The organism is Pseudomonas sp. HR96, from assembly GCF_034059295.1.
In the GTDB taxonomy this organism is placed as follows: domain Bacteria; phylum Pseudomonadota; class Gammaproteobacteria; order Pseudomonadales; family Pseudomonadaceae; genus Aquipseudomonas.
The window spans coordinates 738245-764891 of record NZ_CP139141.1 but is presented as its reverse complement, the minus strand read 5'-3'; the positions used below and the strand labels follow the sequence as shown (position 1 = coordinate 764891).

The 26647-nt window shown below is 66.4% G+C and carries 23 protein-coding genes; 16 read left to right on the top strand and 7 right to left on the bottom strand.

Annotation, left to right across the window (positions count from 1 at the left end; translation table 11 throughout):
- Positions 1-20 precede the first annotated feature (20 nt).
- The 10 genes from SFA35_RS03650 to SFA35_RS03605 all read left to right on the top strand — a co-directional run bounded on the left by SFA35_RS03650 (position 21) and on the right by SFA35_RS03605 (position 13797).
- Entirely contained in the window at positions 21-1793 is a 1773-nt protein-coding gene (locus SFA35_RS03650) for a protein-disulfide reductase DsbD (protein WP_320575297.1), read from the top strand.
- Between the two features lie 440 nt (positions 1794-2233).
- The gene (gene accB / locus SFA35_RS03645; protein WP_320575295.1) at positions 2234-2686 is read left to right on the top strand and encodes an acetyl-CoA carboxylase biotin carboxyl carrier protein; all 453 of its coding nucleotides are present in this window, start codon (positions 2234-2236) and stop codon (positions 2684-2686) included.
- 17 nt (positions 2687-2703) lie between these two features.
- Entirely contained in the window at positions 2704-4050 is a 1347-nt protein-coding gene (accC, locus tag SFA35_RS03640; RefSeq protein ID WP_320575293.1) for an acetyl-CoA carboxylase biotin carboxylase subunit, read from the top strand.
- Positions 4051-4202: 152 nt separating this feature from the next.
- Positions 4203-5096 carry a 50S ribosomal protein L11 methyltransferase gene (gene prmA / locus SFA35_RS03635; RefSeq protein ID WP_320575290.1) on the top strand — a complete coding sequence of 298 codons (894 nt, stop codon included), beginning with the start codon at positions 4203-4205 and terminating at the stop codon, positions 5094-5096.
- A 25-nt stretch (positions 5097-5121) separates the two neighbouring features.
- Positions 5122-6216, top strand: coding sequence for a DUF3426 domain-containing protein (locus SFA35_RS03630; RefSeq protein ID WP_320575288.1), 1095 nt, complete (start codon positions 5122-5124; stop codon positions 6214-6216).
- Positions 6217-6383: 167 nt separating this feature from the next.
- The gene (dusB, locus tag SFA35_RS03625) at positions 6384-7397 is read left to right on the top strand and encodes a tRNA dihydrouridine synthase DusB (RefSeq protein ID WP_320575286.1); all 1014 of its coding nucleotides are present in this window, start codon (positions 6384-6386) and stop codon (positions 7395-7397) included.
- On the top strand, positions 7394-7714 hold the full coding sequence (fis, locus tag SFA35_RS03620) for a DNA-binding transcriptional regulator Fis (RefSeq protein ID WP_008368706.1): 321 nt from the start codon (positions 7394-7396) through the stop codon (positions 7712-7714). Before dusB ends, fis begins: the two co-directional genes overlap by 4 nt.
- 77 nt (positions 7715-7791) lie before the next feature.
- On the top strand, positions 7792-9399 hold the full coding sequence (gene purH, locus SFA35_RS03615) for a bifunctional phosphoribosylaminoimidazolecarboxamide formyltransferase/IMP cyclohydrolase (RefSeq protein ID WP_320575283.1): 1608 nt from the start codon (positions 7792-7794) through the stop codon (positions 9397-9399).
- A gap of 206 nt (positions 9400-9605) precedes the next feature.
- Positions 9606-10895 carry a phosphoribosylamine--glycine ligase gene (purD, locus tag SFA35_RS03610; protein WP_320575281.1) on the top strand — a complete coding sequence of 430 codons (1290 nt, stop codon included), beginning with the start codon at positions 9606-9608 and terminating at the stop codon, positions 10893-10895.
- A gap of 103 nt (positions 10896-10998) precedes the next feature.
- Positions 10999-13797: a response regulator gene (locus SFA35_RS03605; RefSeq protein ID WP_320575279.1), complete on the top strand. Its 2799-nt coding sequence runs from the start codon at positions 10999-11001 to the stop codon at positions 13795-13797.
- 9 nt (positions 13798-13806) lie between these two features.
- On the opposite strand, the gene SFA35_RS03600 is transcribed toward SFA35_RS03605, so the two are convergent.
- The 7 genes from SFA35_RS03600 to cobG all read right to left on the bottom strand — a co-directional run bounded on the left by SFA35_RS03600 (position 13807) and on the right by cobG (position 20385).
- A complete protein-coding gene (locus SFA35_RS03600; RefSeq protein ID WP_320575277.1) occupies positions 13807-14439 on the bottom strand; it encodes a hypothetical protein in 633 nt (210 codons plus the stop codon).
- Positions 14436-15110, bottom strand: a complete 675-nt coding sequence (locus tag SFA35_RS03595) for a hypothetical protein (protein ID WP_320575275.1) — start codon at positions 15108-15110, stop codon at positions 14436-14438. The genes SFA35_RS03600 and SFA35_RS03595 overlap by 4 nt, the downstream gene beginning before the upstream one ends.
- A gap of 110 nt (positions 15111-15220) precedes the next feature.
- Complete coding sequence (locus SFA35_RS03590; RefSeq protein ID WP_320575273.1) at positions 15221-15910, bottom strand: hypothetical protein; 690 nt, start codon at positions 15908-15910, stop codon at positions 15221-15223.
- Positions 15911-16011: 101 nt separating this feature from the next.
- Positions 16012-17715: a precorrin-3B C(17)-methyltransferase gene (gene cobJ / locus SFA35_RS03585; RefSeq protein ID WP_320575271.1), complete on the bottom strand. Its 1704-nt coding sequence runs from the start codon at positions 17713-17715 to the stop codon at positions 16012-16014.
- Positions 17715-18449 carry a precorrin-2 C(20)-methyltransferase gene (locus SFA35_RS03580; RefSeq protein ID WP_320575269.1) on the bottom strand — a complete coding sequence of 245 codons (735 nt, stop codon included), beginning with the start codon at positions 18447-18449 and terminating at the stop codon, positions 17715-17717. The genes cobJ and SFA35_RS03580 overlap by 1 nt, the downstream gene beginning before the upstream one ends.
- Positions 18446-19072, bottom strand: a complete 627-nt coding sequence (locus tag SFA35_RS03575) for a precorrin-8X methylmutase (protein ID WP_320575267.1) — start codon at positions 19070-19072, stop codon at positions 18446-18448. The genes SFA35_RS03580 and SFA35_RS03575 overlap by 4 nt, the downstream gene beginning before the upstream one ends.
- Positions 19069-20385, bottom strand: coding sequence for a precorrin-3B synthase (gene cobG, locus SFA35_RS03570; RefSeq protein ID WP_320575265.1), 1317 nt, complete (start codon positions 20383-20385; stop codon positions 19069-19071). The genes SFA35_RS03575 and cobG overlap by 4 nt, the downstream gene beginning before the upstream one ends.
- A gap of 107 nt (positions 20386-20492) precedes the next feature.
- Here cobG and cbiE point away from each other — a divergent pair, with 107 nt between their 5' ends.
- The 6 genes from cbiE (at position 20493) to SFA35_RS03540 (ending at position 26619) form a co-directional block, all read left to right on the top strand.
- Complete coding sequence (gene cbiE / locus SFA35_RS03565; protein ID WP_320578827.1) at positions 20493-21704, top strand: precorrin-6y C5,15-methyltransferase (decarboxylating) subunit CbiE; 1212 nt, start codon at positions 20493-20495, stop codon at positions 21702-21704.
- Complete coding sequence (locus tag SFA35_RS03560; protein ID WP_320575263.1) at positions 21697-22794, top strand: cobalt-precorrin-5B (C(1))-methyltransferase; 1098 nt, start codon at positions 21697-21699, stop codon at positions 22792-22794. Before cbiE ends, SFA35_RS03560 begins: the two co-directional genes overlap by 8 nt.
- Entirely contained in the window at positions 22791-23519 is a 729-nt protein-coding gene (locus SFA35_RS03555; RefSeq protein ID WP_320575261.1) for a cobalt-precorrin-6A reductase, read from the top strand. The genes SFA35_RS03560 and SFA35_RS03555 overlap by 4 nt, the downstream gene beginning before the upstream one ends.
- Before the next feature lie 55 nt (positions 23520-23574).
- Entirely contained in the window at positions 23575-24045 is a 471-nt protein-coding gene (locus SFA35_RS03550) for a copper chaperone PCu(A)C (RefSeq protein ID WP_320575259.1), read from the top strand.
- A 3-nt stretch (positions 24046-24048) separates the two neighbouring features.
- The gene (locus SFA35_RS03545) at positions 24049-24489 is read left to right on the top strand and encodes a DUF2946 domain-containing protein (RefSeq protein WP_320575257.1); all 441 of its coding nucleotides are present in this window, start codon (positions 24049-24051) and stop codon (positions 24487-24489) included.
- 87 nt (positions 24490-24576) lie between these two features.
- Positions 24577-26619, top strand: a complete 2043-nt coding sequence (locus tag SFA35_RS03540; RefSeq protein ID WP_320575255.1) for a TonB-dependent copper receptor — start codon at positions 24577-24579, stop codon at positions 26617-26619.
- The last annotated feature ends 28 nt before the right edge of the window (positions 26620-26647 follow it).

Sequence of the window (26647 nt, the reverse complement as noted above, 5' to 3'; positions counted from 1 at the left end):
CATACGCCCGCGAGATCCTTATGCGCCGCCTGCTCTGTCTTCTGTTATTGCTGCTGGCCCTGCCAGTGGGTGCCGCCAGCCTGCTCGACAGCCGGCCCAACGCCACCCTTGGCGGCGCACTCAATAACAGCAGCGACTTCCTCCCCGTGCACGAAGCCTTCCAGCTGAGCGTGGTCGAGAGCACTGCGCAGCATGTGCGTTTGCGTTTCGTCGCCGCCGAAGGCTATTACCTGTACCGCCACCGCTTCCAGTTCCATGCCCAGCCTGCGGATATCCAACTGGGCACGGCGCAGCTGCCGGCCGGCGAGAAGAAGCAGGACGAGTACTTCGGCGACGTCGAGGTGTACCACGGCATCCTTGACGTCGACCTGCCGCGCCCGCCGGGCGATTCGCGGCCTTTCACCCTGGCGGTGACCTACCAGGGCTGCGCCGACAAGGGCCTGTGCTACCCCCCGGAAACCTTGCGCCTGGACATCGCGGGCAGTGGCGCCGCCGCGCCGCCCGGCAACACCCCCGCCGCCACGGGCTGGCGCGACCTGGCGCTGTTCTTCCTCGCCGGTATCGGGCTGACATTCACCCCTTGCGTGCTGCCGATGCTGCCGATCCTCTCCGGGGTGGTGTTGCGCGGCTCGGTCGGCGGCTGGCGCGGCTTGAGTCTTTCACTGGCCTACGTGCTGCCGATGGCCCTGTGCTTCGCGGCGCTGGGCGCCCTCATGGGACTGTTCGGCGCGCAGATGAACCTGCAGGCACGCCTGCAATCACCAGCGGTGCTGGTGCCCTTCGCGCTGTTCTTCGTGGTGTTCGCCCTGGCCATGTTCGGCCTGTTCGAACTCAAGCTGCCGCAGGCCTTGAGCAGCCGCCTCGATCGCCTGGCCGGCAACGCCAAGGGCGGCTCGCTGTGGGGCGCCGCCGTGCTGGGGGTGGTCTCCAGCCTGCTGGTGTCGCCGTGCGTGTCAGCGCCCCTGGCTGGTGCCCTCCTCTATATCAGCGCCAGTGGTGATGCCTGGGGCGGCGCCTTGAAGTTGCTGGCGCTGGGCCTGGGCATGGGCGCGCCGCTGTTGCTGGTCGCCACCGGCGGCGCCGCCGTGCTGCCCCGCAGCGGGCCATGGCTGGTCACGGTGAAAAACGCCATCGGCGTGCTGCTGCTGGCCCTGGCGGTCGGCCTGCTCAGCCGCGTGCTGCCGGGTCCGGTGACCTTGCTGATGCTGGGCCTGCTGACGGTCGGCGTCGGGGTGTTTCTCGGAGCGCTGGAGTTCGCCCCGAAAACCACCGCTCAGCGGCTCGGCCAGGTGCTTGGACTGTTGGCGGTGTTCTACGGGCTGGCCTGCTGGTACGGCGCCTGGAGCGGCCACAGCGATCCATTCCAGCCGTTGACCGGTGCACAGACAGCCTCGGCCTCGGCCAGCGCCGGACAGGCCGGGGCCTGGCAGACCGTGACCAGCGACGCCCAATTGCAGGCGGCCTTCGCCGACGCCAAGGCGGCCAACCAACCGCTGCTGCTCGACTGGTACGCCGACTGGTGCATCAGCTGCAAGGTGATCGAGCATCAGGTGCTCACCGATCCGCAAGTGCAGAGCCTGCTCAACGGGTACCGGCTTGTCCGGCTCGACCTCACTGACAGCAATGCCGAGCAACGCGCCCTCCTCGATCGCTACCGGCTTTTCGGGCCGCCGGCGTTGATGCTGTTTGCCGGCAACGGCAGCGAAGTAGAGGGCTCCAGGGTAATTGGCGAGATAAACGCCGCTGATTTCGCGCAGCGGATCGCCAGCGCGAATCGCCAACAGGGTCTATAACCGAGAAAGGCCTGTAAAAATCCTTGCAGTGACCGACATCGTGCGCCCAGTCACAAATTTCTCGCGATTATCGCTCATCGTGCTGGCTATTGCAGGCAACTGGACAGTCGAGGGCAGTTTGCGGCATAGTCGCCCCGCTCTGCCGAACCCTACGCCGAAGAGGAAAGTTAAAAATGGCGATCCTCCAATCGATTTTCCCAATCGATGCCATGCAGAACGTGACGCACGAGCGCCGTTGAGCATCCCACTCAGCGAAGTGCCGTTTTACCACAGGCACCACGCAAAAATTTCCGCCGTCACTTCGGCCCGGCCCATGCCGGCTGAAGTGATTCGCAGCCGCAGCGCCAGCGCCTGGTTACAGGCCGCTGGCCCGCCAGGCACGCTGGCAAGGCATGAACTTGCTTAAACGCCCCTGACCGACCCTTGGGAGTTGATGATTGATGGATATTCGTAAAGTCAAGAAACTGATCGAGCTGCTGGAAGAGTCCGGCATCGACGAACTGGAAATCCGTGAAGGCGAAGAATCTGTACGGATCAGCCGCCACAGCAAGACCCCTGCCCAGCAGTACTACGCGCCAGCACCGGTTGCTGCACCGGTCGCCGCTCCAGCCGCAGCCCCTGCCGCTGCCGCCGAAGCTCCAGCCGCGCCGAAGCTCAACGGCACTGTGGCCCGCTCGCCGATGGTCGGCACCTTCTATCGCAAGTCTTCCCCTGCCTCGCCGGCCTTCGTTGAAGTCGGCCAGACCGTGAAGAAAGGCGACACCCTGTGCATCGTCGAAGCGATGAAAATGATGAACCACATCGAAGCTGAAACCAGCGGTGTGATTGAATCGATCCTGGTAGAAGACGGTCAGCCGGTTGAGTACGACCAGCCGCTGTTCACCATCGTTTGACCAGCGGAGAGCCTGCGATGTTGGAAAAAGTCCTGATTGCCAACCGCGGCGAGATCGCCCTGCGCATCTTGCGCGCTTGCAAGGAACTGGGCATCAAGACCGTGGCCGTCTACTCCAAGGCGGACAAGGAACTGATGCACCTGGGCCTGGCCGACGAGTCGGTCTGCATCGGCCCGGCCCCTGCCAACCTGTCCTACCTGCACATCCCGGCGATCATCGCCGCCGCTGAAGTGACCGGCGCCACCGCCATTCACCCAGGCTACGGCTTTTTGGCTGAGAACGCCGACTTCGCCGAGCAGGTGGAAAAATCCGGCTTCGCCTTCATCGGCCCGAAAGCCGACACCATTCGCCTGATGGGCGACAAGGTTTCGGCCAAGCACGCCATGATCGCTGCTGGCGTACCGACCGTACCCGGCTCCGACGGCCCGCTGCCCGAAGACGAAGAAACTGCCTTGCGCATCGGCCGTGAAGTCGGCTACCCGGTGATCATCAAGGCCGCTGGCGGCGGCGGTGGTCGCGGCATGCGCGTGGTGCACAAGGAAGAAGACCTGATCGCCTCGGCCAAGCTGACCCGTACCGAAGCCGGCGCGGCGTTCGGCAACCCGATGGTCTACCTGGAGAAGTTCCTCACCAACCCACGCCACGTGGAAGTGCAGGTGCTCTCCGACGGCCAGGGCCACGCCATCCACCTGGGTGACCGCGACTGCTCGCTGCAGCGCCGCCACCAGAAGGTGCTCGAAGAAGCGCCGGCCCCCGGCATCGACGAGACCGCTCGCCAGGAAGTCTTCGCCCGCTGCGTCAAGGCGTGCATCGAGATCGGCTATCGCGGCGCTGGCACCTTCGAGTTCCTGTACGAAAACGGTCGGTTCTATTTCATCGAAATGAACACCCGCGTCCAGGTCGAGCACCCGGTGTCGGAAATGGTCACCGGTATCGACATCGTCAAGGAGATGCTCAGCATCGCCGCTGGCAACAAGCTGTCGTACACCCAGGAAGACGTGGTCATTCGTGGTCACTCGCTGGAGTGCCGGATCAACGCCGAGGACCCGCGCAGCTTCATCCCGAGCCCAGGCACGGTGAAGCACTTCCACGCCCCGGGCGGCAACGGCGTGCGCGTTGACTCGCACCTGTACAGCGGCTATGCGGTACCGCCGAACTACGACTCGCTGATCGGCAAGCTGATCACCTACGGCAAGGACCGCGACGAGGCCATGGCCCGTATGCGCAATGCCCTGGACGAGATCGTGGTCGACGGCATCAAGACCAACATCCCGCTGCACCGCGACCTGGTTCGCGATGAGGGCTTCTGCAAGGGTGGTGTGAACATCCACTACCTGGAGCACAAGCTGGCCAGCGAGAAGTAAGTCGCGACGCATCGAAAAAACCGGCCCCGGCCGGTTTTTTTGTGCCTGGGGTTCGGCTGCCCGTCCAGATTGCCAACAGGGCGTGCGCATCGCCAAACCCCCACGCTTCACGTAAACTCCCGCGCTTTCCGATTTCTTCGAAGGTACCCGCCATGCCCTGGCTTCAAGTTCGTCTCGCCATCAGCCCCGAACAGGCTGAAACCTACGAAGACGCGCTGCTGGAAGTCGGCGCGGTATCGGTGACCTTCATGGACGCCGAGGATCAACCGATCTTCGAGCCGGACCTCAACACCACGCCGCTGTGGTCGCACACCCATCTGCTGGCCCTGTTCGAAGCCGACACCCAGGCCGACAGCGTGTTCGCCCACCTGCAGCTGCTCACTGACGCGCCACTGCCGGAACACCAGGCCGAAGTCATCGAGGATCAGGACTGGGAACGCAGCTGGATGGACAACTTTCACCCCATGCGCTTCGGCCAACGCCTGTGGATCGTGCCCAGCTGGCATGCCGCACCTGAACCCGGCGCCGTGAACCTGCTGCTGGACCCGGGCCTGGCCTTTGGCACCGGCACCCACCCGACCACCGCCCTGTGCCTGGAGTGGCTGGACGGCCAGGCCCTGCAGGACAGCCAGGTGCTCGACTTTGGCTGCGGCTCGGGGATTCTGGCCATCGCCGCCCTGCTGCTGGGCGCCCGTACGGCAGTCGGTACCGACATCGACGTGCAGGCCCTGGAAGCATCACGCGACAACGCCGGGCGCAACGGCATCGCCGACGAGCGCCTGGCGCTGTACCTGCCAGAACACCTGCCGGCCATGCAGGCCGACGTGCTGGTGGCCAACATCCTCGCCGGCCCGCTGGTCAGCCTGGCGCCGCAGCTCAGCGGCCTGGTGCGTCCGGGCGGCCTGCTGGCGTTGTCCGGCATCCTTGCCGAGCAGGGCGAGGAAGTCGCCGCCGCCTACGCCGCCGACTTCGAACTGGACCCCATCGCCAACCGCGAAGGCTGGGTGCGCATCAGTGGTCGTCGTCGCCAAGAGCGCCTAGAATAGCCGTCTGCATAATCCGGACCCGCGCATGACCGACAGCTTCGTCACCCAGTGCCCTCATTGCCAGACCAGCTTCCGGGTCAGCCACAATCAGTTGAGCGTGGCGCGCGGGGCCGTGCGTTGCGGCTCGTGCCTGCAGGTGTTCAACGCCGCCCGCCAGCTGCTCGAACAGAGTGCCGCGCGGCAGAACCCGCCGCTGGCGGCCATGCCGGTCGAAGCGGTGTTGGCGCCCACGCCAATGCCCGCCCCCGCTGCCGAGCCTGCGGCCGACCCCAGCGGCAGCCCCCGGCAATGGCGCAGCAGCAGCGACGTCGACCTGGGCAACCTCGAGCGCCAGCATTCGCCACGCAACGACGACCTCAGTGCCAGCCGTGAAGATCCGCAGGACGATGCCCTGTGGCCTGACGCGTTCTACACCGCGCCGGATGACGATGGCCATGGCCATGGCGCCGAGCCCGAGCTGGCCCACGACATCGACCCACCGCTGGCTTCGGTGGTCGAGCACGAGCCGCCGCCAAGCGCCCCGCGAATCAGCGACAAACCCCAGCCCCAGCGCAGCGAACCCTCGCTGCGCCACGACCCGATGCTCGACGATCTGCTCGAGGACCCGCCGCAGTACGTTTGGGAAAAACCCAAAAGCGGCTGGAGCAAGCGCCTGCTGTGGGCTGCTCTATCATTGGTGGCGGTGCTGGGCCTGGCCGGCCAGTACATCGGCTACCACTTCGACCAGCTGGCCCGCCAGGACGAATACCGCCCCTGGTTCGAGCAGCTGTGCCCGCAATTAGGCTGCAAGGTGCCGTCCAAGGTGGATATCGCACTGATCAAGAGCAGCAATCTGGTAGTGCGCAGCCATCCGGACTTCAGCGGCGCGCTGGTGGTGGACGCAATCATCTACAACCGTGCGACCTTCGCCCAGCCGTTCCCGCTGCTGGAACTGCGTTTCGCCGACATCAACGGCGCGCTGATCGCCAGTCGTCGCTTCAAACCGGGTGAATACCTGGGCGGCGACCTGACCGGCCAGGCGGAAATGCCCCCGCAGACGCCCATCCACATTGCCCTGGATATCCTCGACCCCGGCCCCAAGGCTGTGAATTACAGCCTCAGCTTCCGTTCGCCGGATTAGCCAACCCGGCGCAGCGGATCCATCGGGCACACAGTTGCCCGACTGGTTATAAGCCAATAACTGTTCAGATTTTATCCAAATCGATCTTTATCCGGTCATCGAGAGCGGGTATTATGCGATCCCTTTTTCGAACTCCCAAGATCGGCCCCCCACAACAGGGAACTCCTATGTCGGCGGTACGCATCGGCCCATATACACTGCAGAACTCGCTGATTCTCGCCCCGATGGCGGGCGTCACCGACCAACCTTTCCGTCAACTGTGCAAACGGCTCGGCGCCGGGCTGGTGGTGTCGGAAATGGTCAGCAGTGACATGAGCCTGTGGAACACCCGCAAGTCGCGTCTGCGCATGCTCCACGAAGGCGATCCCGAGCCACGCTCGGTGCAGATCGCCGGGGGCGATGCGCAGATGCTGGCGGCGGCGGCACGGGCCAACGTCGAGATGGGCGCGCAGATCATCGACATCAACATGGGTTGCCCGGCCAAGAAAGTCTGCAACAAGGCCGCCGGCTCCGCCCTGCTGAAGGATGAAGCGCTGGTCGAAGAGATTCTCCACGCCGTCGTAGCGGCGGTGGATGTGCCGGTGACCTTGAAAATTCGCACCGGTTGGGACCGCAGCAACAAGAATGGCATCACCGTTGCAAAGATTGCCGAGCAAGCCGGCATCACTGCCCTGGCAGTGCACGGCCGGACACGCGCGGACCTGTACACCGGCGAAGCCGAGTACGACACCATTGCCGCGATCAAGCAGGCGGTGTCGATACCGGTGTTCGCCAACGGCGACATCGACTCACCGCAAAAGGCCCGGACCGTGCTGGATGCCACGGGCGTGGACGGTTTGTTGATTGGCCGGGCCGCCCAAGGGCGGCCATGGATCTTTCGCGAGATCCAGCATTACCTGCAAACCGGGCAGTTGCTGCCCGCGCCGCAGCTGACTGAAGTGGAAGACATCCTGCTGGAGCATCTTGGCGCATTGCACGCCTTTTATGGCGAGGTGATGGGCGTTCGTATTGCCCGCAAGCATGTCGGCTGGTACCTGGCCACGCTGCCTGGGGCCAAGGAGTTCCGCAGCCACTTCAATCGTTTGGCAGAGACACAAGAGCAATGCGCCAACGTTCGCCAGTTTTTCAGCGAACGCCATGAGAGCCTGGTGACAAGGGACGCAGAGGGTGTGGCCGCATGACGATGATGACTGAGACTTTAGTGAGTGGAACAACGCCCGTGAGCGACAACGTCAACCTGAAACAGCACCTGAACACGCCGAGCGAAGAGGGTCAGACCCTGCGCGGCAGTGTGGAGAAGGCGCTGCACAACTATTTCGCGCACCTTGAAGGCGCGGCCGTCACGGACGTCTACAACCTGGTGCTCTCGGAAGTCGAGGCGCCGCTGCTCGAAAGCGTGATGAACTACGTCAAGGGCAACCAGACCAAGGCCAGCGAAATGCTGGGCTTGAACCGCGGTACGCTGCGCAAGAAGCTCAAGCAGTACGATCTGCTGTAAGCCCCAATCCACACCAGAAAAGGCGACCCCAGGGTTCGCCTTTTTTGTTGATTTTTCTGCTCTAGATGGAAATCGAGATGACCGATCAGACCACCCGCCTGCCGATCCGCCGCGCCCTCATCAGCGTATCCGACAAGACCGGGATCGTTGAATTCGCCCGTGAACTGGAGGCCCTCGGCGTCGAGATCCTCTCCACCGGCGGCACTTTCAAGCTGCTGCGCGACAACTCGATCGCTGCGGTTGAAGTGGCGGACTACACCGGCTTCGCGGAAATGATGGACGGCCGGGTCAAGACCCTGCATCCGAAGATCCACGGCGGCATCCTCGGTCGTCGCGGCACCGACGACGCCATCATGAACGAACACGGCATCAAGCCGATCGACCTGGTGGCGGTCAATCTCTACCCGTTCGAAGCCACCGTGGCCAAGCCCGGCTGCGACCTGGCCACCGCCGTCGAGAACATCGATATCGGCGGCCCGACCATGGTCCGCTCGGCGGCCAAGAACCACAAGGATGTGGCCATCGTGGTCAATGCCAGCGACTACGCGAGCGTTCTTGCAGGCCTCAAGAGCGGCGGCCTGACCTACGCCCAGCGCTTTGACCTGATGCTCAAGGCGTTCGAGCACACCAGCGCCTACGACGGCATGATCGCCAACTACTTCGGCACCCTGGACCAGACTGCCGAGACCCTGAGCACCGAAGCGCGCGGCGAATTCCCACGCACCTTCAACAGCCAGTTCATCAAGGCCCAGGAAATGCGCTACGGCGAGAACCCGCACCAGAAGGCAGCGTTCTACGTGGAAGCCAAGCCCGCTGAAGTGGGTATCGCCACCGCCGTGCAGCTGCAGGGCAAGGAGCTGTCATACAACAACGTGGCCGACACCGACGCCGCGCTGGAATGCGTGAAGAGCTTCGTCAAGCCGGCCTGCGTCATCGTCAAGCATGCCAACCCGTGCGGCGTGGCCGTCAGCCCGGACGCCGAGGGCGGCATCCGCCAGGCCTACGAACTGGCCTACGCCACCGACACCGAGTCGGCCTTCGGCGGCATCATCGCCTTCAACCGCGAGCTGGACGCCGAGACGGCCAAGGCCATCGTCGAGCGCCAATTCGTCGAAGTGATCATCGCCCCGAGCGTCAGTGACGAGGCCCGCGCCATCGTTGCCGCCAAGGCCAACGTGCGCCTGTTGGCCTGCGGCGAGTGGTCCCGGGACCGCGCTGCGGCCTGGGACTACAAGCGCGTCAACGGCGGCCTGCTGGTGCAGAGCCGTGACATCGGCATGATCGGCGCCGACGACCTGAAAGTGGTCACCCAACGCGCCCCGAGCGAACAGGAAATTCACGACCTGATCTTTGCCTGGAAAGTCGCCAAATACGTCAAGTCCAACGCCATCGTCTATGCGCGCAATCGCCAGACCATCGGCGTCGGCGCCGGCCAGATGAGCCGCGTCAACTCGGCGCGCATCGCCGCGATCAAGGCCGAACACGCCGGCTTGCAAGTGCAGGGCTCGGTCATGGCCTCGGACGCCTTCTTCCCGTTCCGCGACGGTATCGACAACGCTGCCAAGGTGGGCATCACCGCGGTGATCCAGCCCGGCGGCTCGATGCGTGATGCCGAAGTCATCGCGGCAGCGGACGAAGCCGGCATCGCGATGGTGTTCACCGGTATGCGCCATTTCCGCCATTGATCGGCGACGGCCGCACTGAAGCCGGTATCTGCTGCGTTGGAGCCGATCCCGCTGATGCTCATTGCCAGAAGGCAACTGCGCTCATCGAGACCGACTCCGCCTTGCATCTACCCGCTTCATTGCGACCTCCCACCCTGTGTTGTCCAGCAAGATCAAAAGCGGGTGCCGGTGCGCCCAAGCATTCAGCTCCACCGAGGTTATAGAACATGAACGTATTGATCATCGGCAGCGGCGGCCGCGAGCACGCCCTGGCCTGGAAAGTGGCGCAAGACCCGCGCGTGCAGAAAGTCTTCGTCGCTCCGGGCAATGCCGGCACCGCGACTGAAGCCAAGTGCGAGAACGTCGCCATCGACGTGCAGGCCATTGAGCAGCTGGCCGACTTTGCCGAGAAAAATGTCACTCTGACCATCGTCGGCCCGGAAGTGCCGCTGGTGGCTGGCGTCGTCGACCTGTTCCGCAGCCGCGGCCTGGACTGCTTCGGCCCAACCAAAGGCGCGGCCCAGCTGGAAGGCTCCAAGGCGTTCGCCAAGGACTTCCTGGCACGCCACCAGATTCCTACCGCCGAATACCGGAACTTCACCGAGATCGAGCCGGCGCTGGCTTACCTGCGCGAGAAAGGCGCCCCGATCGTGATCAAGGCCGATGGCCTGGCTGCAGGCAAAGGCGTGATCGTCGCCATGACTCTGGGCGAAGCCGAAGACGCCGTGCGTGACATGCTCGCCGGCAACGCGTTCGGCGACGCCGGCTCGCGCGTAGTCATCGAAGAGTTTCTCGACGGCGAGGAAGCCAGCTTCATCGTCATGGTCGACGGCAAGAACGTCCTGCCGATGGCCACCAGCCAGGACCACAAGCGCGTCGGCAACGGCGACAGCGGCCCGAACACCGGCGGCATGGGCGCCTACTCGCCAGCACCGGTGGTCACCGCCGACGTGCACCAGCGGGTCATGGACCAGGTGATCTGGCCGACCGTGCGCGGCATGGCCGAGGAAGGCAACGTCTACACCGGTTTCCTCTATGCCGGTCTGATGATCGACAAGGCCGGCAACCCCAAGGTCATCGAATTCAACTGCCGCTTCGGCGATCCGGAAACCCAGCCGGTGATGCTGCGTCTGCAATCGAGCCTGGTGCTGCTGGTGGAAGCGGCGCTGGCCCAGGCCCTCGACAAGATCGAGGCGCAATGGGACCCACGGCCGAGCCTGGGCGTGGTGCTGGCTGCCGGCGGCTACCCGGCCGACTACCGCAAGGCGGACGTGATCGGCGGCCTCGACGTGGCGGCGCAGCTGCCGGGCAAGGTGTTCCATGCCGGTACCACCCTCAAGGAGGGCCAGGTGCTGACCAGCGGTGGCCGGGTCCTCTGCGCCACCGCCCTTGGCGAAACCGTGGGCGCTGCGCAGCAGAACGCCTATGCCCTGGCCGCCAAGATCGACTGGCAGGGCTGCTTCTACCGCAGCGACATCGGCTACCGCGCCATCGCCCGCGAGCAGGAGCTGCAGTAACCCGTCGGCCAGCCGTGCGTAACCCGCGCCGTTCGGCCCCCGGGTTACGCTGGCATGCAATGCGTAGTTATACTCAGGCATTCATCTACGAAGGGATTTCGCCGTGGGCTGGCTCAGGACTGCCACAAGATCATTGATCGGGCTGTTCATCCTGCTGTTTGTGCTGTGCGCACACGCCGAGCAGGGTAGCGGCTGGTCGGTGCTTGTCGACGACGATGCCACCCTGCAGCTCGGCGACGTACGCTCCGAGCGCTTCCAGAACCAGTTCGCCCCCATCCAGCTGGGCAACGTCAACGCCGCCGACCCCAGCGGCGCCCTCTGGTTGCATTACCGCTTGCAGCCAGAGCCTCATGAGCAGTTGCTCAGGGTGTTCGCCCCCGACCTGTTGCACCTGGACCTGTACGCCCTCGATGGCGAGCGCGTGCTGCAGCAGATCCGCAGCGGTGCCGGCAGCGCCGAAAGCGCCCCGCGCCTGTCCAACAGCGCCCACCTGCTGGCCCTGCCGATCAGTGATCGGCCACTGGACATCTACCTGCGCATCGTTTCCCAGCACCAGCTGCGCCCCGCCATCAGCCTGCAGCCGGCCATCGTCGCCGCCGCCGACCAGCGCCAGCCGCTGCTGTTCGGGTTGCTGCTGGGTGCGGCAGCCATGCTGATCTTCCACAACCTGATGCGCTACAGCGCCGCACGCTCCAACAGCAGCCTGTGGCTGGCTGCCACGCAGCTGATGATCGTGCTCTGCGCACTGATCCTGCTCAATCTTTCCGGCCCTTGGGTCACGGCCTGGCACACCGCGCAAACGCCGGCGGCGTACCTGGTGGCCCTGCTCGCCTCGCTGTGCGCACTGGTGTTCACCCAGCGCTTCTTCGCCCCGCTGGCCAGCCGCGTGCGCGATCGGGTGTTGCAGGCGGCCATTGCCCTGAGCGTGGTCTGCGGCCTGCTCATGCTGTTCGTCAGCGCGCTGCCGATGAACCTGCTGACCTATGCCCTGATCGCCTTCAATACGCTGCTGATGCTGGTCGTCGCCGGCTGGCACTGGCAGCGCGGCTACCAGCCGGCGCGGTTGTTCACCTGGGGCCTGGCGATCTGCAACATCGGCTTTCTGCTGATGCTTCCGGCTCTTATCTGGCTGACCCGCATCCCGGCACAGTGGCTGATCTTCGCCCTGCTCGCAATGGTCACCTTGAGCGGCGTGCTGCTCAACATGGCCCTCAGCGAACGGCTGCGCGAACTGCGTGAAACGCGTTTCAGCGCCAGCCGCGACCTGGCCGCCAGCACCGCCGAAATCAACGCCAAGGCCGAGTTTCTGGCCAAGCTCAGCCATGAAATCCGCACCCCGATGAACGGCGTGCTGGGCATGACCGAACTGTTGCTGGGCACGCCGCTGTCGGTCAAGCAGCGCGACTACGTGCAGACCATCCACAGCGCCGGCAACGAACTGCTCGGGCTGATCAACGAGATCCTCGACATCTCGCGGATCGAGTCCGGGCAGATCGAGCTGGACGACGTGCAGTTCGACCTCAGCGCGCTGCTCGAAGACTGCCTGAACATCTTTCGCGCCAAGGCCGAGCAGCAAAACGTCGAGCTGATCAGCTTCACCCAGCCGCAAGTGCCACGAGTGATCAGCGGCGACCCCACGCGCCTGCGCCAGACCCTGCTCAACCTGCTGGACAACGCGCTGAAAAAAACCGATCACGGCGAAATCCTGCTGGCCGTCGCTCTCGACTCGCGACCTGGCGAGCCTCGCCTGCGCATCAGCGTGCAGGACAGCGGCGAGCCGCTACCCGCCGCCGAACGCGAGGCCTTGCTGCACACCGAGCTGCAAAGCAAGGACCTGCTGGCCAGCAACCGTCTGGGCGGACACCTGGGCCTGGTCATCGCCCGGCAGCTGGTGCTGCTGATGAAAGGCGACTTCGGCATCAACAGCGGCGCCGCAGGCGGCAAGGGCGCCAATGCTAAAGCTGGCGAGCAAGGCAGTACCTTCTGGCTGACCCTGCCGCTGGACCCGCAACGCCTCGAGCATCCGCCGGCCGACCTCGACGGCCCGCTGCGCGGCGCCCGTGTGTTGGTGGTGGACGACAACGAGACCTGCCGCAAGGTGCTGGTGCAGCAGTGCACCGCCTGGGGCCTGAACGTCAGCGCGGTGCCCTCGGGCAAGGAAGCGCTGGCGCTGCTGCGCACCAAGGCGCACCTGCGCGATTATTTCGATGTGGTGCTGCTGGACCAGAACATGCCGGGCATGACCGGCATGCAGCTAGCGGCCAAGATCAAGGAAGACCCGAGCCTGAACCACGACATTCTATTGATCATGCTCACCGGCATCAGCAATGCGCCAAGCAAGATCATCGCGCGCAATTCGGGGGTCAAGCGCATCCTCGCCAAGCCGGTGGCCGGCTACACCCTGCGCACTACCCTGGCCGACGAGTTGATGCAACGGGGCAAGGGTGAATCGGCCTACCTGGCGCCGACGGTTGCCGTGCCGGCGATCCATGTGCCCAGCGACTTCCGCATCCTGGTGGCCGAAGACAACAACATCTCCACCAAGGTGATCCGCGGCATGCTCGGCAAGCTCAACCTGGAACCCGACACCGCCAGCAATGGCGAGGAGGCGCTTCGCGCCATGAAGGCGCAGCGCTACGATCTGGTGTTGATGGATTGTGAAATGCCAATTCTCGATGGCTTCAGCGCGACCCAGCAGCTGCGCGCCTGGGAGGTCGGCACCCAGCGCATCCGTACGCCGGTCGTGGCACTGACCGCGCACATTCTTGCCGAACACAAGGAACGTGCGCGTCAGGCCGGCATGGACGGCCACATGGCCAAGCCGATCGAGTTGTCGCAGCTGCGCGAGCTGATCGAGCATTGGGTCAGCGAGCGCGAAGCGCGGATGCTGCAAAGCTCCTGAAGGACCGGCCTACAGCTCGATATGCTTGAGCTGCTGTTGCCCATAGCGAAGCAGATGGCTGTGCACCTCCTCTCTCCATTTGGCGTATTGCCCGGCGTTGAAGATGTACTCACCGCCCTTGATCCGCAGCACGACTTCTCGACTGCCATCGTGCGTCAACTTGCCCACGGCCTGCAGGCCACAGACCATCAGGCTGACGCCGCCCTCAGGGTTGGCCATGCATGGCACGGTCTGGTTCGCGGTCAGCACGCTGCGCGCCGAGCCGTGTTTGATGAACTCGATACAGAAGTCGCGATAGCCGGACTGGTTCAGCGCTTCGATGGTCAAGTCCCTGAGCTTTAGCGACTCACGCACGCTGAACATCTTCAAGGCGAAGGGTTTCTGGAGATCCTCGGCACTTTTGATGAACAGCGGGTCCATGAACAGCGGCCCGAGCTTGGTGCAGCCATGCTTGACCAGTCGACTGTCGTGGTAGTCCATCCATTGGGAGAAATGATCGTGGCGTCGCCAGGTTGTGCTGGCGAAAATATCCGCCTGGCGCAGCATGTCACTGATGTCACGTTTGTCATCCGCCGACATGCCGGCAACGAACGTGGCGACCGAGCTCAACATCGAAGCCGCGGGCTGATGGTCTTTGCTCATGGGGTATCACCTGTAGTCTGGGGGTTATCGATTGTCAGCACATTGGCCTGGCGCACCGCCTCGATCTTCTGCGCCAGCAGGGTACGGAACTGGCCATGGCCGGGCCCCAAGCGTCCAGCTCGATGGCTGATATGCACTTCGCACAGCAGCGAACCGCCGTCGATGGGCTGACTGAAGACGTTGGGCCCAAGCGGTTGCGCGGTGTGCAGGGTGACGAACCAGCTCTCGAAGCTGCCCTCCCCGCTCAGGCATTGCAGCAACAGCGTCAGACGGCTGCCGGTAGCGTCGTGCGCGAGGATGCGGCTTTGCAGGCGCTGCAAGGCCTTGTCGTCCTCGGGCAATCGAGCCAGTTGCAGCAAGGCTTGCGCCGGTGCTGATGAGGGCTGCAGTTCGAGCCACTGCACCAGGGTCCTGACTTCGCCAGGCAAGGCTGTGAATGCCAGCTCATCGGTGGCCGGCAGCAGCATGCCGAAGTTTTTCAAAGCGGCGGTGTTGTGGCGATGCCAGGAGACCGGATCGTCATGACGAGTGAATGGGGGGGCGGCAGTGCTGCCTTTCTTGTCGGCAGCCAGCTGGGCGTAGAGGCTCAAGCCCAGCACATCGTCTCGGGCCTTGGCACCGGGATCGGTCACCAGCAGGGCGCCGGCGACAACGGTGAGGTTCGCTTCCATAGGGGGATCCATATTCGGGATTGAAACCGGAAGTGGGAGCGGGCGCAGTTTGCAAGCCGGTGATCCGGCCTGCGGGGTCGCGGGGCCACTCCCACCGCGTCACGCATTCGTCAGATCGGGAACTCGGCGAACGCCCCCACGGCCTTGTCACCTAGTTTGACCAGCACGTCCTCGCGGATGCGCGCATACACCGAGGGGTTGAAACCCAGGAGGGTGCTGGCGCCGTAGGTGCTGGTCGAGTTCGACTGATAGTTGCCGAACAGCAACTGGGTGTTGGTGGTTGCCTCGCGGCTGCCCACCACCCCCAGCGCCATGTACACGTCGCCTTGCTCGGATTCGACGCAGGCGGCCACCACGAACAGGGCACCGTTGTGGCGGCGCGACTTGTCCTTGAACAGATTGGCAGCATTGTCGTCGCGTTTCAGCCCGGCCAGCGCGTCGCCGATCAGGGGCAGTACCGTCGCCGCCTGGATACCGGCCGAGGCAGCCCCGCCCACGGCCTTGGCGATGAGATTCACCGCCACGCCGTCCAGGGTCACGGCCGTGCTGTCGACGGTCAGGCGTTCGTCCTTGTCGCGGATCTCGAAGAAAGCGAAGCTTTTGAGCGCCGAAGTGAACACCCGGTACCATGCGGTGCCCTTGTCATCATCGGGGTGGGCCTTGTCGGCGGCCAGGTTGCAGTAATGCAGGCAGTTGCGGATATCGTTGCGATTGGCCTGGGACATGCCCTTGCCGAAGGCGGTCACGATGTTGTTGATGACCACGCCGCTTTGTTCGATGTCCAGTTCGTTGTCGCTCATGTGAAGCTCCTTTGGCAGCCTTGCCAGTGGTTCGCCCGGGATGGGCAGGAGCTCAAACTAAGCGCAACGCGGTCGGGCTCCCAGTTGGAAGCCCGGCCCTGTCATCTCTTGTACGCGGCGCCGTAGTAGCGCGGGGTGTACACCCAGACTCCGCCATCGGCACGCGCAAACACGCAGGTGGTGGACGAGCCGACCAGCACCATGGTGCGCATGTCGACCTGCTCTGGGGTCAGTTCGCCGAGGGTGGTGACCCGCAGGCTCTGGCCGGGGCGCCCGATGTCGCGGCCAAGGGTCACCGGGGTGTCGGCACGGCGATGGCGGCGGACGATCTCCAGCGCCAGCCCCAGCTGATGCGGGCGCGAACGCGAGATCGGGTTATAGAACGCCAGCGCCAGGTCGGCCTGGGCGGCCAGGTCCAGGCGGGTTTCGATGATCGACCAGGGCTTGAGGTTGTCCGACAGCGAGATCACGCAGAAATCGTGGCCCAGCGGTGCACCGGCCTGGGCGGCAGTGGCCAGCGAAGCAGACACCCCCGGCAACATTTGCAGGTCGACCCGATGCCAGGCCGGGTCGCTGGACTCATGCAGGGCCTCGAGCACGGCTGCCGCCATGGCGAACACGCCCGGGTCGCCGGACGACACCACTACCACCGAGCGGCCGCTGGCCGCCAGCTCGAAGGCGTGACGGGCGCGCAGCAGCTCTTCGCGGTTGTCGCTGCAATGCAGCACCTGGTCGTCGCGAAACGGCCCGGCCATGCGCACATAGGTCTCGTAGCCGAGCACGTCGTTGGCTTGCGCCAGCTCAGCCCTGACGGCGGGCACCATCAGCTCGGCGGCCCCCGGGCCGAGACCGACCACGGCAAGGCGACCGCGCCGGCGGCCGATGGTCGCGATCTGCAGGGGCTGCGCGGCTACGGCGATGGCCACCTGCTCGCATTCGACCACCGGCAGCCCACCGACGACGGCCCGCTCGGCCAGCTCGCGCAACGAGCTGGCGGGCGCCGCAAAGCGCAGGGGCACGCCCAGCGCCAGCGCCGCCTCGCGAAGCGCCGGCTGCGCCATATCGTCTTCGCTGGCCAGCAGGCAAGCCAGTGCCGGCAACGCCACGTCCGCCGCCTGCAGTGCCTGGTGCACCCGTTCGGCCAATGCGGGGGTGGCCGCGCTGACGGCCACCAGCACGCTGCGTGGATGAATCAACAATTCATCGGCGGATGCCTGCCGCGCCTGGCTGCCAACATGAATGCGCAGACGCGCGCCAGGGTCTTCGGTCAACTGCGCCGACGCCAGCCATGGGGCCTGGCCTTCGATGCGCACCGGTTCGCCGGCCAGCAGATCGGAGACGAAGCGTTTGCCCTGGTCCAGGTCGGCCAGCGCGTAGCCTGGCGGCGGGTTGAGCAGGCAGGTGCCGAAACGCAACTCGCCGCTGGTGGTGATCGCCGCCGCCACGCCCAGGGCGGCACCGATCTCGCGGGCCATGACATTCACCCCGCCCAGCCCGCCCAGCAGTGGCACCACGGCGCTGCCGTCCTCGGCCACGGCCAGCACGGGCGGCTCGGCGCCCTTCTCCAGCAGCTCGCTGGCCAAGGTCCGAATAACGATGCCCGCAGCGCACAGGGCGATGATCGGCGTGTTGTGCCGATACAGTTCACGCAGCGTGGCGCCGAAATCCTGATAGTGGCGATCGGCAGCGCCGACTCGCCCGGCCAGGCCGTGGATCAGCGCCCCCGGATAGCGTTGTTGCACGCGTTGCGCAGTGGCCAGGGCGCCGTTGCCGAGGATGACGATCGCAGGAGTCGAGGTGCTCATCAGCCCTGCCACCGTTCACCGGGCACGATGATCAGCGAGAAGTACGGCGACGACATCGGGTCGACCTCGGCCAGGGCCACCACCTTCTGATTGGCCATGGTCGCGCGCTCCACGTACAGCGCCCGCTCGGCCAGGCCCAGCTCGGCCAGCACCTGGCGTACCTTGGGAAAGTTGCGTCCCAGTTTCATGACCACGGCGGCGTCGGCGTCGGCCAGACGCCGCTTGAGCTCGTCGGCCGGCAGCACGCCGGAGAGCACCGACAGGCTCTGGTTGCGATACACCAGCGGCGCGCCGAGCACGGCGGCGCCGCCGAGCATCGAGCACACGCCGGGGATGACCTGCGCCTCGTAGCGTTCGGCCAGGCGGTCGTGCAGGTACATGTAGGAACCATAGAACATCGGATCGCCTTCGCAGATCACCGCCACGTCGCGGCCGGCGTCCAGGTGCGCGGCCACCTCGTGGCTGGCGCTGTCGTAGAAGTCGCTGATCACCTGCTCATACGACAAGGGCGCCGGCAGGGCTTCGGTGGTCACCGGGTAGACCAGCGGCAGCAGTTGCTGGGCGGCCTGCAGGTGCGCCTCGATGATGCCGAAGGCATTGCCTTTTTTACCTTTGGCCACGAAATACGCCACCACCGGCGCTTCGCGCAGCAGGCGCAAGGCCTTGACGGTGATCAGTTCCGGGTCGCCGGGGCCCACGCCCAGGCCCAGCAAACGGCCACGAGCCTGCATCATTCGACCTCCGTGGCCAAGGCATTGATGGCTGCAGCAGCCATCGCGCTGCCGCCGCGGCGGCCCTGCATGATGACGAATGGCACGCCGCGGCTGTCCGCCGCCAGCATGGCCTTGGACTCGGCCGCGCCGACGAAGCCGACCGGGAAACCGAGGATCAGCGCCGGTTTCGGCGCGCCGGCGTCGATCATCTCCAGCAGGTAGAACAGCGCCGTCGGCGCATTGCCGATGACCACCACCGCGCCTTCCAGGTGTGGCCGCCACAATTCCAGGGCCGCCGCCGAACGGGTGTTGCCCAGTTCGCGGGCCAGCTCTGCCACGCCGTCGTGCTTGAGGGTGCAGATCACCGGGTTGTTCGCCGGCAGCCGCGCGCGGGTCACGCCCTCGGCCACCATGTGCGCATCGCAGAGGATCGCCGCGCCGGCGGCCAGCGCGTCGCGCCCGGCCTTGCCGGCGCCGGGGGAGAAGCGCAGGCCTTCGACCACCTCGACCATGCCGCAGGCGTGGATGACCCGCACGGCGAGTTTTTCCAGGTCGGCGGGAATGCCACTCAGGTCGGCCTCGGCGCGGATGATGGCGAAAGAGTTGCGATAGATCTCCTGACCGTCGCGGATGTAGTCAATCATGGGGTGCCTTTGTCAGTCGAAGAGTCGCTGCATGAGCGGCCCAGCCAGGCGGCGGCCGCTTGCAGGGAAAGATTGCGTGCCTGCAGGGCGCCGAAGCCCTCGCCCTGGGCATCGCGAACATACAGATCATAGTGGCCTGGGCTGGTGGCCAGCAGCGTGACCGGCGCGCCGTGGGCGCAGGCGCACGAGCGCGGGCAGCCGCTCAGGTGCACGGCCTGGGCGCGTGGCAATAGTTGCGCCAGGCGCAGGGCGTCGGCCTTGGTGTCGGAGTGCCCCTTGGCGCAGCCTGCCGCGCCGGTGCAGGCCAGCAGTTGCGCCAAGGGTGCAGCGGCGTCGGTCAACAGGCCCAAGGCATCGAGCTGGCTGACGACCTCCCCGGCCTGGCCGGTGGCGATGTGCGGCAGCAAAAGCCCTTGCCAGGGCGTCATGCGCAGGGTGCCGTCGCCATAGCGCCGGGCCAGTTGCGCCACCCCGTGCAGGGCCATTGCATCCAGGCGGCCCAGCGGCGCGCCAGCGCAGACGCTGACCCGCCCCGGCTGCGACTGCACATGAACGCCCAGGGGTTCGGCCAGCACCCTGGCGCGGCGAAACGCTACGGCGTGCAGCGCAATTGCGCTGCCCTGCAAAAGGTCTTGAAGGCTGGCGCCAAGGTCGCGCATGCGCGTCTGCGCGGGCGTCGCCACTTTCACGAAGCGCTCGAGCACGGCCAGCACCAGTGCATGGGCATCCTGCGCGGCCACGGCCAGTTGGCTGCCATCGACCGGGCAGCCAGCCAGGCCGACCGCGAACAGGGTCTGCCCTTGATGAACCATGGCCGACAGCCACAGATCGTGGTGATGCTCGACCATCGCCAATTCTTCAGCGCCGTCCAGTTGCACGGCGAACTTGGCCGACAGCTGGTGCAGCGACGTTCGCTGTTCCAGGCTGGCGAGAATCTGCGTGGCCAGGGGGCCGACGTCGATCAAGCGGGCGGGATCGAGACCGGCGGCAGGACTGAGCATGAGATTGCGCACATCGTCGGCGGCCACCTCACGCGGACCGAGCCCGGCCGCCAGCAATGCCTCGGCCAGCGCGGCCGCCTCGCCGCCGATACCGCGGATCTGCAGGTTGCTGCGGTTGGTGACTTCAAGCACGCCGCTGGCGTAGCGCCGGGCCGCCTGCGCCAGGGCCTCGGCCTGCTCGGCGCGCAGCACGCCACCGGGCAACTTCACCCGACACAGGCCGCCGTCGAGTGCCTGCACCACGCGCAGCAATCCCGGGCAGGCCGAGGGGCGCAGGGGCGTGTGGGCAGCAGGCTCGCTCAAAAGGGGCACCAGAGATCGTGGAAAGGGCGCTTGCGGGTACAAGGCGCGGTATTATGCCCGTTTTAGCCGGCGGCATGAAAAGCCTGCTGGTCGGATCATTCAAGAAAGGAGCAGGCATGGCGCCCTGGCTGACCGTGGTGGGGATTGGCGAAGACGGCTACGCCGGGCTGGGCAAGAACGCCCGGCACGCGCTGCTGCGCGCCGGCCGGGTGTTCGGCAGCCCACGGCAACTGGCCCTGCTGCCGCCCTGCATCGCCGCCGAGCGCCAGCCCTGGCCGAGCCCGTTCAGCCTCGAGGCGGTGCTGGCGCGCCCGGGCGAGGCGGTCTGCGTGCTGGCCAGTGGCGATCCGATGCTCTACGGCGTCGGCGCCAGCCTGGCACGCCAGCTCGACAGCACGGCCATGACCGTGCTGCCGGCGCCCTCGTCGTTCTCGCTGGCCGCCGCGCGGCTGGGCTGGCCGCTGCAGGAGGTGACCACCCTGTCGGTAGTCGCCCGCCCGGTAGCCGCCATCGCCGCGCAACTGGCCAGCGGGGTGCGCCTGCTGGTGCTCAGCAACGATGCACAAAGCCCCGCGCAAGTCGCCTGGCTGCTCTGCGAGCGCGGCTTCGGCCCCAGCCGCATGACCGTGCTGGAACATCTCGGCGGCCCGGCCGAGCGCCGCTTCGACGGCCTGGCCGAGGCCTGGCAGGCCGCGCCCGGCGCCGACCTCAACCTGCTGGCCATCGAGTGCCAGGCTGCCAGCGACACGCCGCGCCTGTCGCGCCTGGCCGGGTTGCCGGACAGTGCCTTTCGCCACGACGGGCAGATCACCAAACGTGACGTGCGCGCCGTCACTCTCGCCCGTCTCGCCCCACAGCCCGGCGAACTGCTGTGGGACGTCGGCGCCGGCAGCGGGTCGATCGGCATCGAATGGATGCGCAGCCACCCGGCCTGCCGGGCGCTGGCCATCGAAGCCGATGCCGGGCGCCAGGCCCTGATCGAGCACAACCGCGACGTGCTCGGCGTGCCCGGGCTGCAACTGGTGCGCGGCAGCGCGCCGCAAGCCTTGCAGGACCTGCCGGCCCCTGACGCGATCTTCATCGGCGGTGGCGTCACCCGTGAAGGCGTGCTGCAGCACTGCTGGCACCACCTCAAACCCGGCGGCCGCCTGATAGCCAACGCCGTGACCCTGCAGAGCGAGCTGGTGCTGGCGCAGTGGCGGGCAACGCACGGCGGCGAGTTGACCCGCCTGCATATCGCCCAGGCGCAGCCCCTGGGCGAGTTCGACACTTGGCGCCAGTCCCTGCCCATCACCTTGCTCGATCTGGTCAAGCCCCTCCATGCGTGACGAAACCGCCGAGCAGCCAGCGCCCCTGCGCAGCGGCCTGACCACCGGCAGCTGCGCCACCGCCACCAGCCTGGCGGCCGCCCGGCTGTTGCTGCGCGGCGTGGCCAGCGACGCGGCAGACATCGTCCTGCCCAAAGGCAAGCAGGTGTCGATGCGCCTGGAGTTCTGCCGGCCGACCGCCGACGGCGCCGAAGCCGGCACCCTCAAGGACGCCGGCGACGACCCCGATGTGACCCACGGCGCCCTGCTCTACAGCCAGGTGCGCCTGGTGGCGGCACCCGGCGTGCGCTTCTTCGCCGGCAGCGGCGTCGGCACCGTGACCCGCCCCGGGCTGGTGCTGGGCGTCGGCGAGCCGGCGATCAACCCGGTGCCGCGGCGCATGATCGTCGAACACCTGGCGCAGCTCGCCGGCGAGTGCGGCTATGGCGGCGGCTTCGAAGTCACGGTCAACGTCGAGCACGGCGCCGAGCTGGCGCTCAAGACCATGAACCCGCGGCTGGGCATCCTTGGCGGCCTGTCGATCCTGGGCACCAGCGGCATCGTCCGGCCGTTCTCCTGCGCGGCCTACATCGCCTCCATCCAGCAGGGCATCGACGTCGCCAGCACCAATGGCTACAGCCACATCGCCGCCTGCACCGGCAACGCCAGCGAAGACACCATGCGCCAGGTCTACCAACTGCCCGACATTGCTCTAATCGAGATGGGCGACTTCGTCGGCGCCGTGCTCAAGCACCTGCGCAAGGTGCCGGTGCCTCGCCTGAGCCTGTGTGGCGGCTTCGGCAAGATCAGCAAGCTGGCGGCCGGGCACATGGACCTGCACAGCCGCCATTCGAGCATCGACCTGCCGCAGCTGGCCGAATGGGCCGCCGCCCTCGGCGCCAGCGCCCAGTTGCAGGAAGACATCTGCCAGGCCAATACCAGCCAGCAGGCCCTGGCGATGGCCAGCGCCGCCGGCTTCGCCCTTGGCGACGCGGTGTGCGGCCACGCGCTGGCCTTCGCCCGCAGCGTGGTGCCGGCCAGCGTCAGCGTCGAGGTGTTCGCCATCGATCGCCAGGGCGGCATCGTCGGCCATGCCGGAGCCGTGCCATGAAGCCGCCGCGCATCCTGCTGCTCGGCGGCGTCGCCGAGGCCCTGGCGGTCGCTCGCACCCTGGGCCCGCAGCACGTCTACAGCCTGGCCGGTGTCGGCCGCGTGCCGGGCGACCTGCGCTGCCAGGTGCGGGTCGGCGGTTATGGCGGGGCCGAGGGCCTGGCGGCCTACCTGCGCGAGCAGCAGTTCGGCCTGCTGCTGGACGCCACCCACCCCTACGCTGCGCAGATCAGCGCCAACGCTGCCAAGGCGGCCCGCGCCGCAGGCATTCCCTACTGGGCGCTGCGCCGGCCCGCCTGGCAGCCGCAGGCCGGGGATGACTGGCGCGAAGTCGCCGACTGGCCGGCACTGACGAGCGCGCTGGCGCCGTTCTCGCGCCCGCTGTTCACCCTGGGCCGCGAGCCGCTGGCGCACATCCATGAAATCCCGCCCGGGCAGTTCTGGACCCTGCGCGCACTGGACAACTATCCGGGCAACCATCAGTGCGAAATCATCGGTGCGCGCGGGCCTTTCCTGCTGGAGGACGAGCGCACACTGTTCGAACGTCGTCACATCGACGTACTGGTCAGCAAGAACAGCGGCAGCGGCGCCACCGAACCCAAGCTGCAAGTGGCGCGCGAGCGCGGCGTGCCGGTGTTGCTGCTGGGGCGCCCGGCACTGCCGGCAGCGGATCGGGAGTGGCAGTCGGTCGCAGCACTGCTGAACCATTTAACGCCTTTCACCTGATGGCCACCTCTGGCTTAATGGCGAGCTTCCAGCACGTTCCGTCAACGGAAAATCCATGACCCGATTCCGGCTATTTCATACCGTTTTGCTGAGCCTCGCCGCAGTGCTCGCGCTGCCCGTGCAGGCCAATGATTTCGCCGTCGGCGACCTGCACATTCTGCAGCCCTGGTCGCAGGAACTGCCGCCCAACTCGCCGACGGTGGCGGTGTACCTGGTCCTCGATAACCAGGGCATGAACGCCGACCGCTTGAAGTCGGTGGACACCCCGGCGGCCGGCACGGCCGAGATCCACGCGCACGTCGACCAGGACGGCATGATGAAGATGCAGAAGGTCGAGGACGGCGTCAGCGTCGGCCCGGGCACCCGCGTGGCCTTTGCGCCCATGGGTTACCACATCATGCTCACGCAACTGAACGGCCCACTGCGCGATGGCCAGTTCTTCCCGTTGGTGCTGCACTTCGAGAAGGCCGGCGATGTCAGCGTCGACGTCGATGTGCTCAAGGTGCCCCCGGCGGACCCGCGCTGATCGATGACAACTCTCACCCGCAAGGCCACCCGTTCCAGCACGCTGACGCATCGCCGCGCCAGCTGGCTGGGCGTGTTCGCCATGCTGATGATGTTCATCGGCCCGCTGGTATCGCAATCACTGCCCACCCCTGGCGGTACCAGCCGGGGCATGGCCCACGACATGCCGATGGGCATGGCGATGGACATGCCCATGTCCATGCAGATGCCGGCCACCGCGCACTCCGGTGAGCACGATCACAGCCTGCACCCACTCTGGGAAAAATGCGGCTACTGCAGCCTGTTCTTTCACAATCCGGCCCTGCCCCAGGCGCTGCTTTTCATCGCCGCCGCGCAGCCGTTGCACAGCCTCGGCAGCCCGCCGCAGGCACTCGCCGGCCACGCCCGCCAGGCGATCTTCCCCGGTGCCCGCACCCGCGCGCCACCCGTTTCCCTGCCTGCCTGACCCACATCCTTCGCCCGCCGCCGTGAACTGCCCATAGAGCAGCACGGCGGCGCGCGCCCGTATGGCTGTTAGCAGTTGGAATCTTCCATGTCTGTGCGTTTAACTTCGTTCGCCGCAGTGTGCGGCACGCTTGTGCCTGTCCTGGTGTCCGCCGGGGAACCGATCAGCGAATTGAGCCCTGTCGTCATCACGGCGCTGGCACCCACCTCCCCCTTGACCATCACCACCGATCCCAAAGACCCACGCCAGCCGGTGCCGGCCAGCGATGGCGCCGACTACCTGAAAACCATTCCCGGCTTCAGCGCCATCCGCGCCGGTGGCAGCAACGGCGACCCGGTGCTGCGCGGCATGTTTGGCTCACGTCTGAACATCCTCACCAACGGCGGCAACATGATCGGCGCCTGCCCCAACCGCATGGACGCACCCACCGCCTACATCTCCCCTGAAACCTTCGACCGCCTGACCGTGATCAAGGGCCCGCAAAGCGTGCAGTGGGGTCCCGGCGCCTCGGCCGGCACGGTGCTTTTCGAGCGCGAGCCGGAGCAGTTCTCGCAACCCTCCTCGGAACTGGGCACGCGTCTGAACGCCAGCCTGCTGACCGGCTCCAACGGCCGGTTCGACAAGCTCGTCGACACCGCAGTCGGCAATCGCGAGGGCTATGCCCGCTTCGTCGGCAATCAGTCCCAGGCCGACGACTACCGCGACGGCGACAACCACCGGGTGCCTTCGCGCTGGGACAAATGGAACGGCGATGCCGCCCTCGGCTGGACTCCAGATGCCGACACCCTGGTCGAGCTCACCGCCGGCAAAGGCAACGGCGATGCTCGCTACGCTGGCCGTGGGATGGACGGCGCCCAGTTCAAGCGCGAAAGCCTGGGCCTGCGCTTCGAGAAGAGCGGCCTGGGCGAGGTGTTCGACAAACTCGAGGGGCAGGTCTACTACAACTACGCCGACCACGTGATGGACAACTACAGCCTGCGCACGCCATCGACCACCGGCATGATGGCCGGCCCCATGGCCAGTGCCGTCGAGCGCCGCACGCTGGGGACGCGCCTCAAGGGCACCTGGCACTGGAACGACCTGCAACTGCTCGCCGGCGTAGACGCCCAGACCAGCCAGCACCGCGCTCGCAGCGCCATGGGCGTGGACACCTACAAGGAGCTGCCCTGGGACAAGGACGCCGAACTGCGCAATTACGGCCTGTTCGGCGAGCTGACCTGGAGCCTCGACGATAACGACCGCCTGGTCAGCGGTGCCCGCCTGGACCGCGCCTCGGCTCGCGACTCTCGGCAGACCCTCGGCTCCGGCATGAGCGTGGTGCCCAACCCCACCGCCGACCAGCAGCGCCAGGCCAGCCTGCCCAGCGGCTTCGTGCGCTGGGAGCATGACCTGGCCAGTCTGCCGGCCACCGCCTATGCCGGCGTGGGGCATGTGCAGCGCTTCCCGGACTATTGGGAGCTGTTTTCGCCCACCCGCGGCCCGAGCGGATCCGCCAACGCCTTCGCCGGCCTCAAGCCGGAAAAGACCACGCAGCTGGACGTCGGCCTGCAGTACCGGCACGCCGATCTCGACGCCTGGGCCTCGGGTTACCTGGGCCAGGTCGAGAACTTCATGCTCTTCGACTACCAGGGCAACGACACCCAGGCGCGCAACGTCGATGCGCGCATCTGGGGCGGCGAATTGGGCGCGGCGTACAACCTCACCCCGCGCTGGAAGGTGGACGCCACCCTCGCCTACGCCTGGGGCGAAAACACCACTGACCACCGCCCGCTGCCGCAGATGCCACCGCTGGATACGCGCCTGGGCCTGACCTATGCCCGCGACAACTGGAGCGCCGCCGCGCTTTGGCGGCTGGTCGCGGCACAACGGCGCATCGACGCCGACGCTGGCAACGTGGTCGGCAAGGATTACCGGCAAAGCCCCGGCTTCGGCGTGTTTTCGCTCAACGCCGCCTACCGGGTGAACTCCCATCTCAAGCTCAGCAGTGGCATCGACAACCTGTTCGGCAAGGCCTACGCCGAGCACCTGAACCTGGCCGGCAACGCCGGCTTCGGCTACCCGGCCAGCGACCCGCAGGCCGTCAATGAACCGGGGCGCACGCTCTGGAGCAAAGTCGAATTCAGCTTCTGACAGCCCGCCTGGCGATCAAGGAAACCTT

Bases quoted from the DNA above. Each gene is read 5' to 3' on its own strand.
- SFA35_RS03650 (WP_320575297.1), top strand. From the start codon at position 21: ATGCGCCGCCTGCTCTGTCTTCTGTTATTGCTGCTGGCCCTGCCAGTG.
- accB (WP_320575295.1), top strand. From the start codon at position 2,234: ATGGATATTCGTAAAGTCAAGAAACTGATCGAGCTGCTGGAAGAGTCC.
- accC (WP_320575293.1), top strand. From the start codon at position 2,704: ATGTTGGAAAAAGTCCTGATTGCCAACCGCGGCGAGATCGCCCTGCGC.
- prmA (WP_320575290.1), top strand. From the start codon at position 4,203: ATGCCCTGGCTTCAAGTTCGTCTCGCCATCAGCCCCGAACAGGCTGAA.
- SFA35_RS03630 (WP_320575288.1), top strand. From the start codon at position 5,122: ATGACCGACAGCTTCGTCACCCAGTGCCCTCATTGCCAGACCAGCTTC.
- dusB (WP_320575286.1), top strand. From the start codon at position 6,384: ATGTCGGCGGTACGCATCGGCCCATATACACTGCAGAACTCGCTGATT.
- fis (WP_008368706.1), top strand. From the start codon at position 7,394: ATGACGATGATGACTGAGACTTTAGTGAGTGGAACAACGCCCGTGAGC.
- purH (WP_320575283.1), top strand. From the start codon at position 7,792: ATGACCGATCAGACCACCCGCCTGCCGATCCGCCGCGCCCTCATCAGC.
- purD (WP_320575281.1), top strand. From the start codon at position 9,606: ATGAACGTATTGATCATCGGCAGCGGCGGCCGCGAGCACGCCCTGGCC.
- SFA35_RS03600 (WP_320575277.1), bottom strand. From the start codon at position 14,439: ATGAGCAAAGACCATCAGCCCGCGGCTTCGATGTTGAGCTCGGTCGCC.
- SFA35_RS03595 (WP_320575275.1), bottom strand. From the start codon at position 15,110: ATGGAAGCGAACCTCACCGTTGTCGCCGGCGCCCTGCTGGTGACCGAT.
- SFA35_RS03590 (WP_320575273.1), bottom strand. From the start codon at position 15,910: ATGAGCGACAACGAACTGGACATCGAACAAAGCGGCGTGGTCATCAAC.
- cobJ (WP_320575271.1), bottom strand. From the start codon at position 17,715: ATGAGCACCTCGACTCCTGCGATCGTCATCCTCGGCAACGGCGCCCTG.
- SFA35_RS03580 (WP_320575269.1), bottom strand. From the start codon at position 18,449: ATGATGCAGGCTCGTGGCCGTTTGCTGGGCCTGGGCGTGGGCCCCGGC.
- SFA35_RS03575 (WP_320575267.1), bottom strand. From the start codon at position 19,072: ATGATTGACTACATCCGCGACGGTCAGGAGATCTATCGCAACTCTTTC.
- cbiE (WP_320578827.1), top strand. From the start codon at position 20,493: ATGGCGCCCTGGCTGACCGTGGTGGGGATTGGCGAAGACGGCTACGCC.
- SFA35_RS03560 (WP_320575263.1), top strand. From the start codon at position 21,697: ATGCGTGACGAAACCGCCGAGCAGCCAGCGCCCCTGCGCAGCGGCCTG.
- SFA35_RS03555 (WP_320575261.1), top strand. From the start codon at position 22,791: ATGAAGCCGCCGCGCATCCTGCTGCTCGGCGGCGTCGCCGAGGCCCTG.
- SFA35_RS03550 (WP_320575259.1), top strand. From the start codon at position 23,575: ATGACCCGATTCCGGCTATTTCATACCGTTTTGCTGAGCCTCGCCGCA.
- SFA35_RS03545 (WP_320575257.1), top strand. From the start codon at position 24,049: ATGACAACTCTCACCCGCAAGGCCACCCGTTCCAGCACGCTGACGCAT.
- SFA35_RS03540 (WP_320575255.1), top strand. From the start codon at position 24,577: ATGTCTGTGCGTTTAACTTCGTTCGCCGCAGTGTGCGGCACGCTTGTG.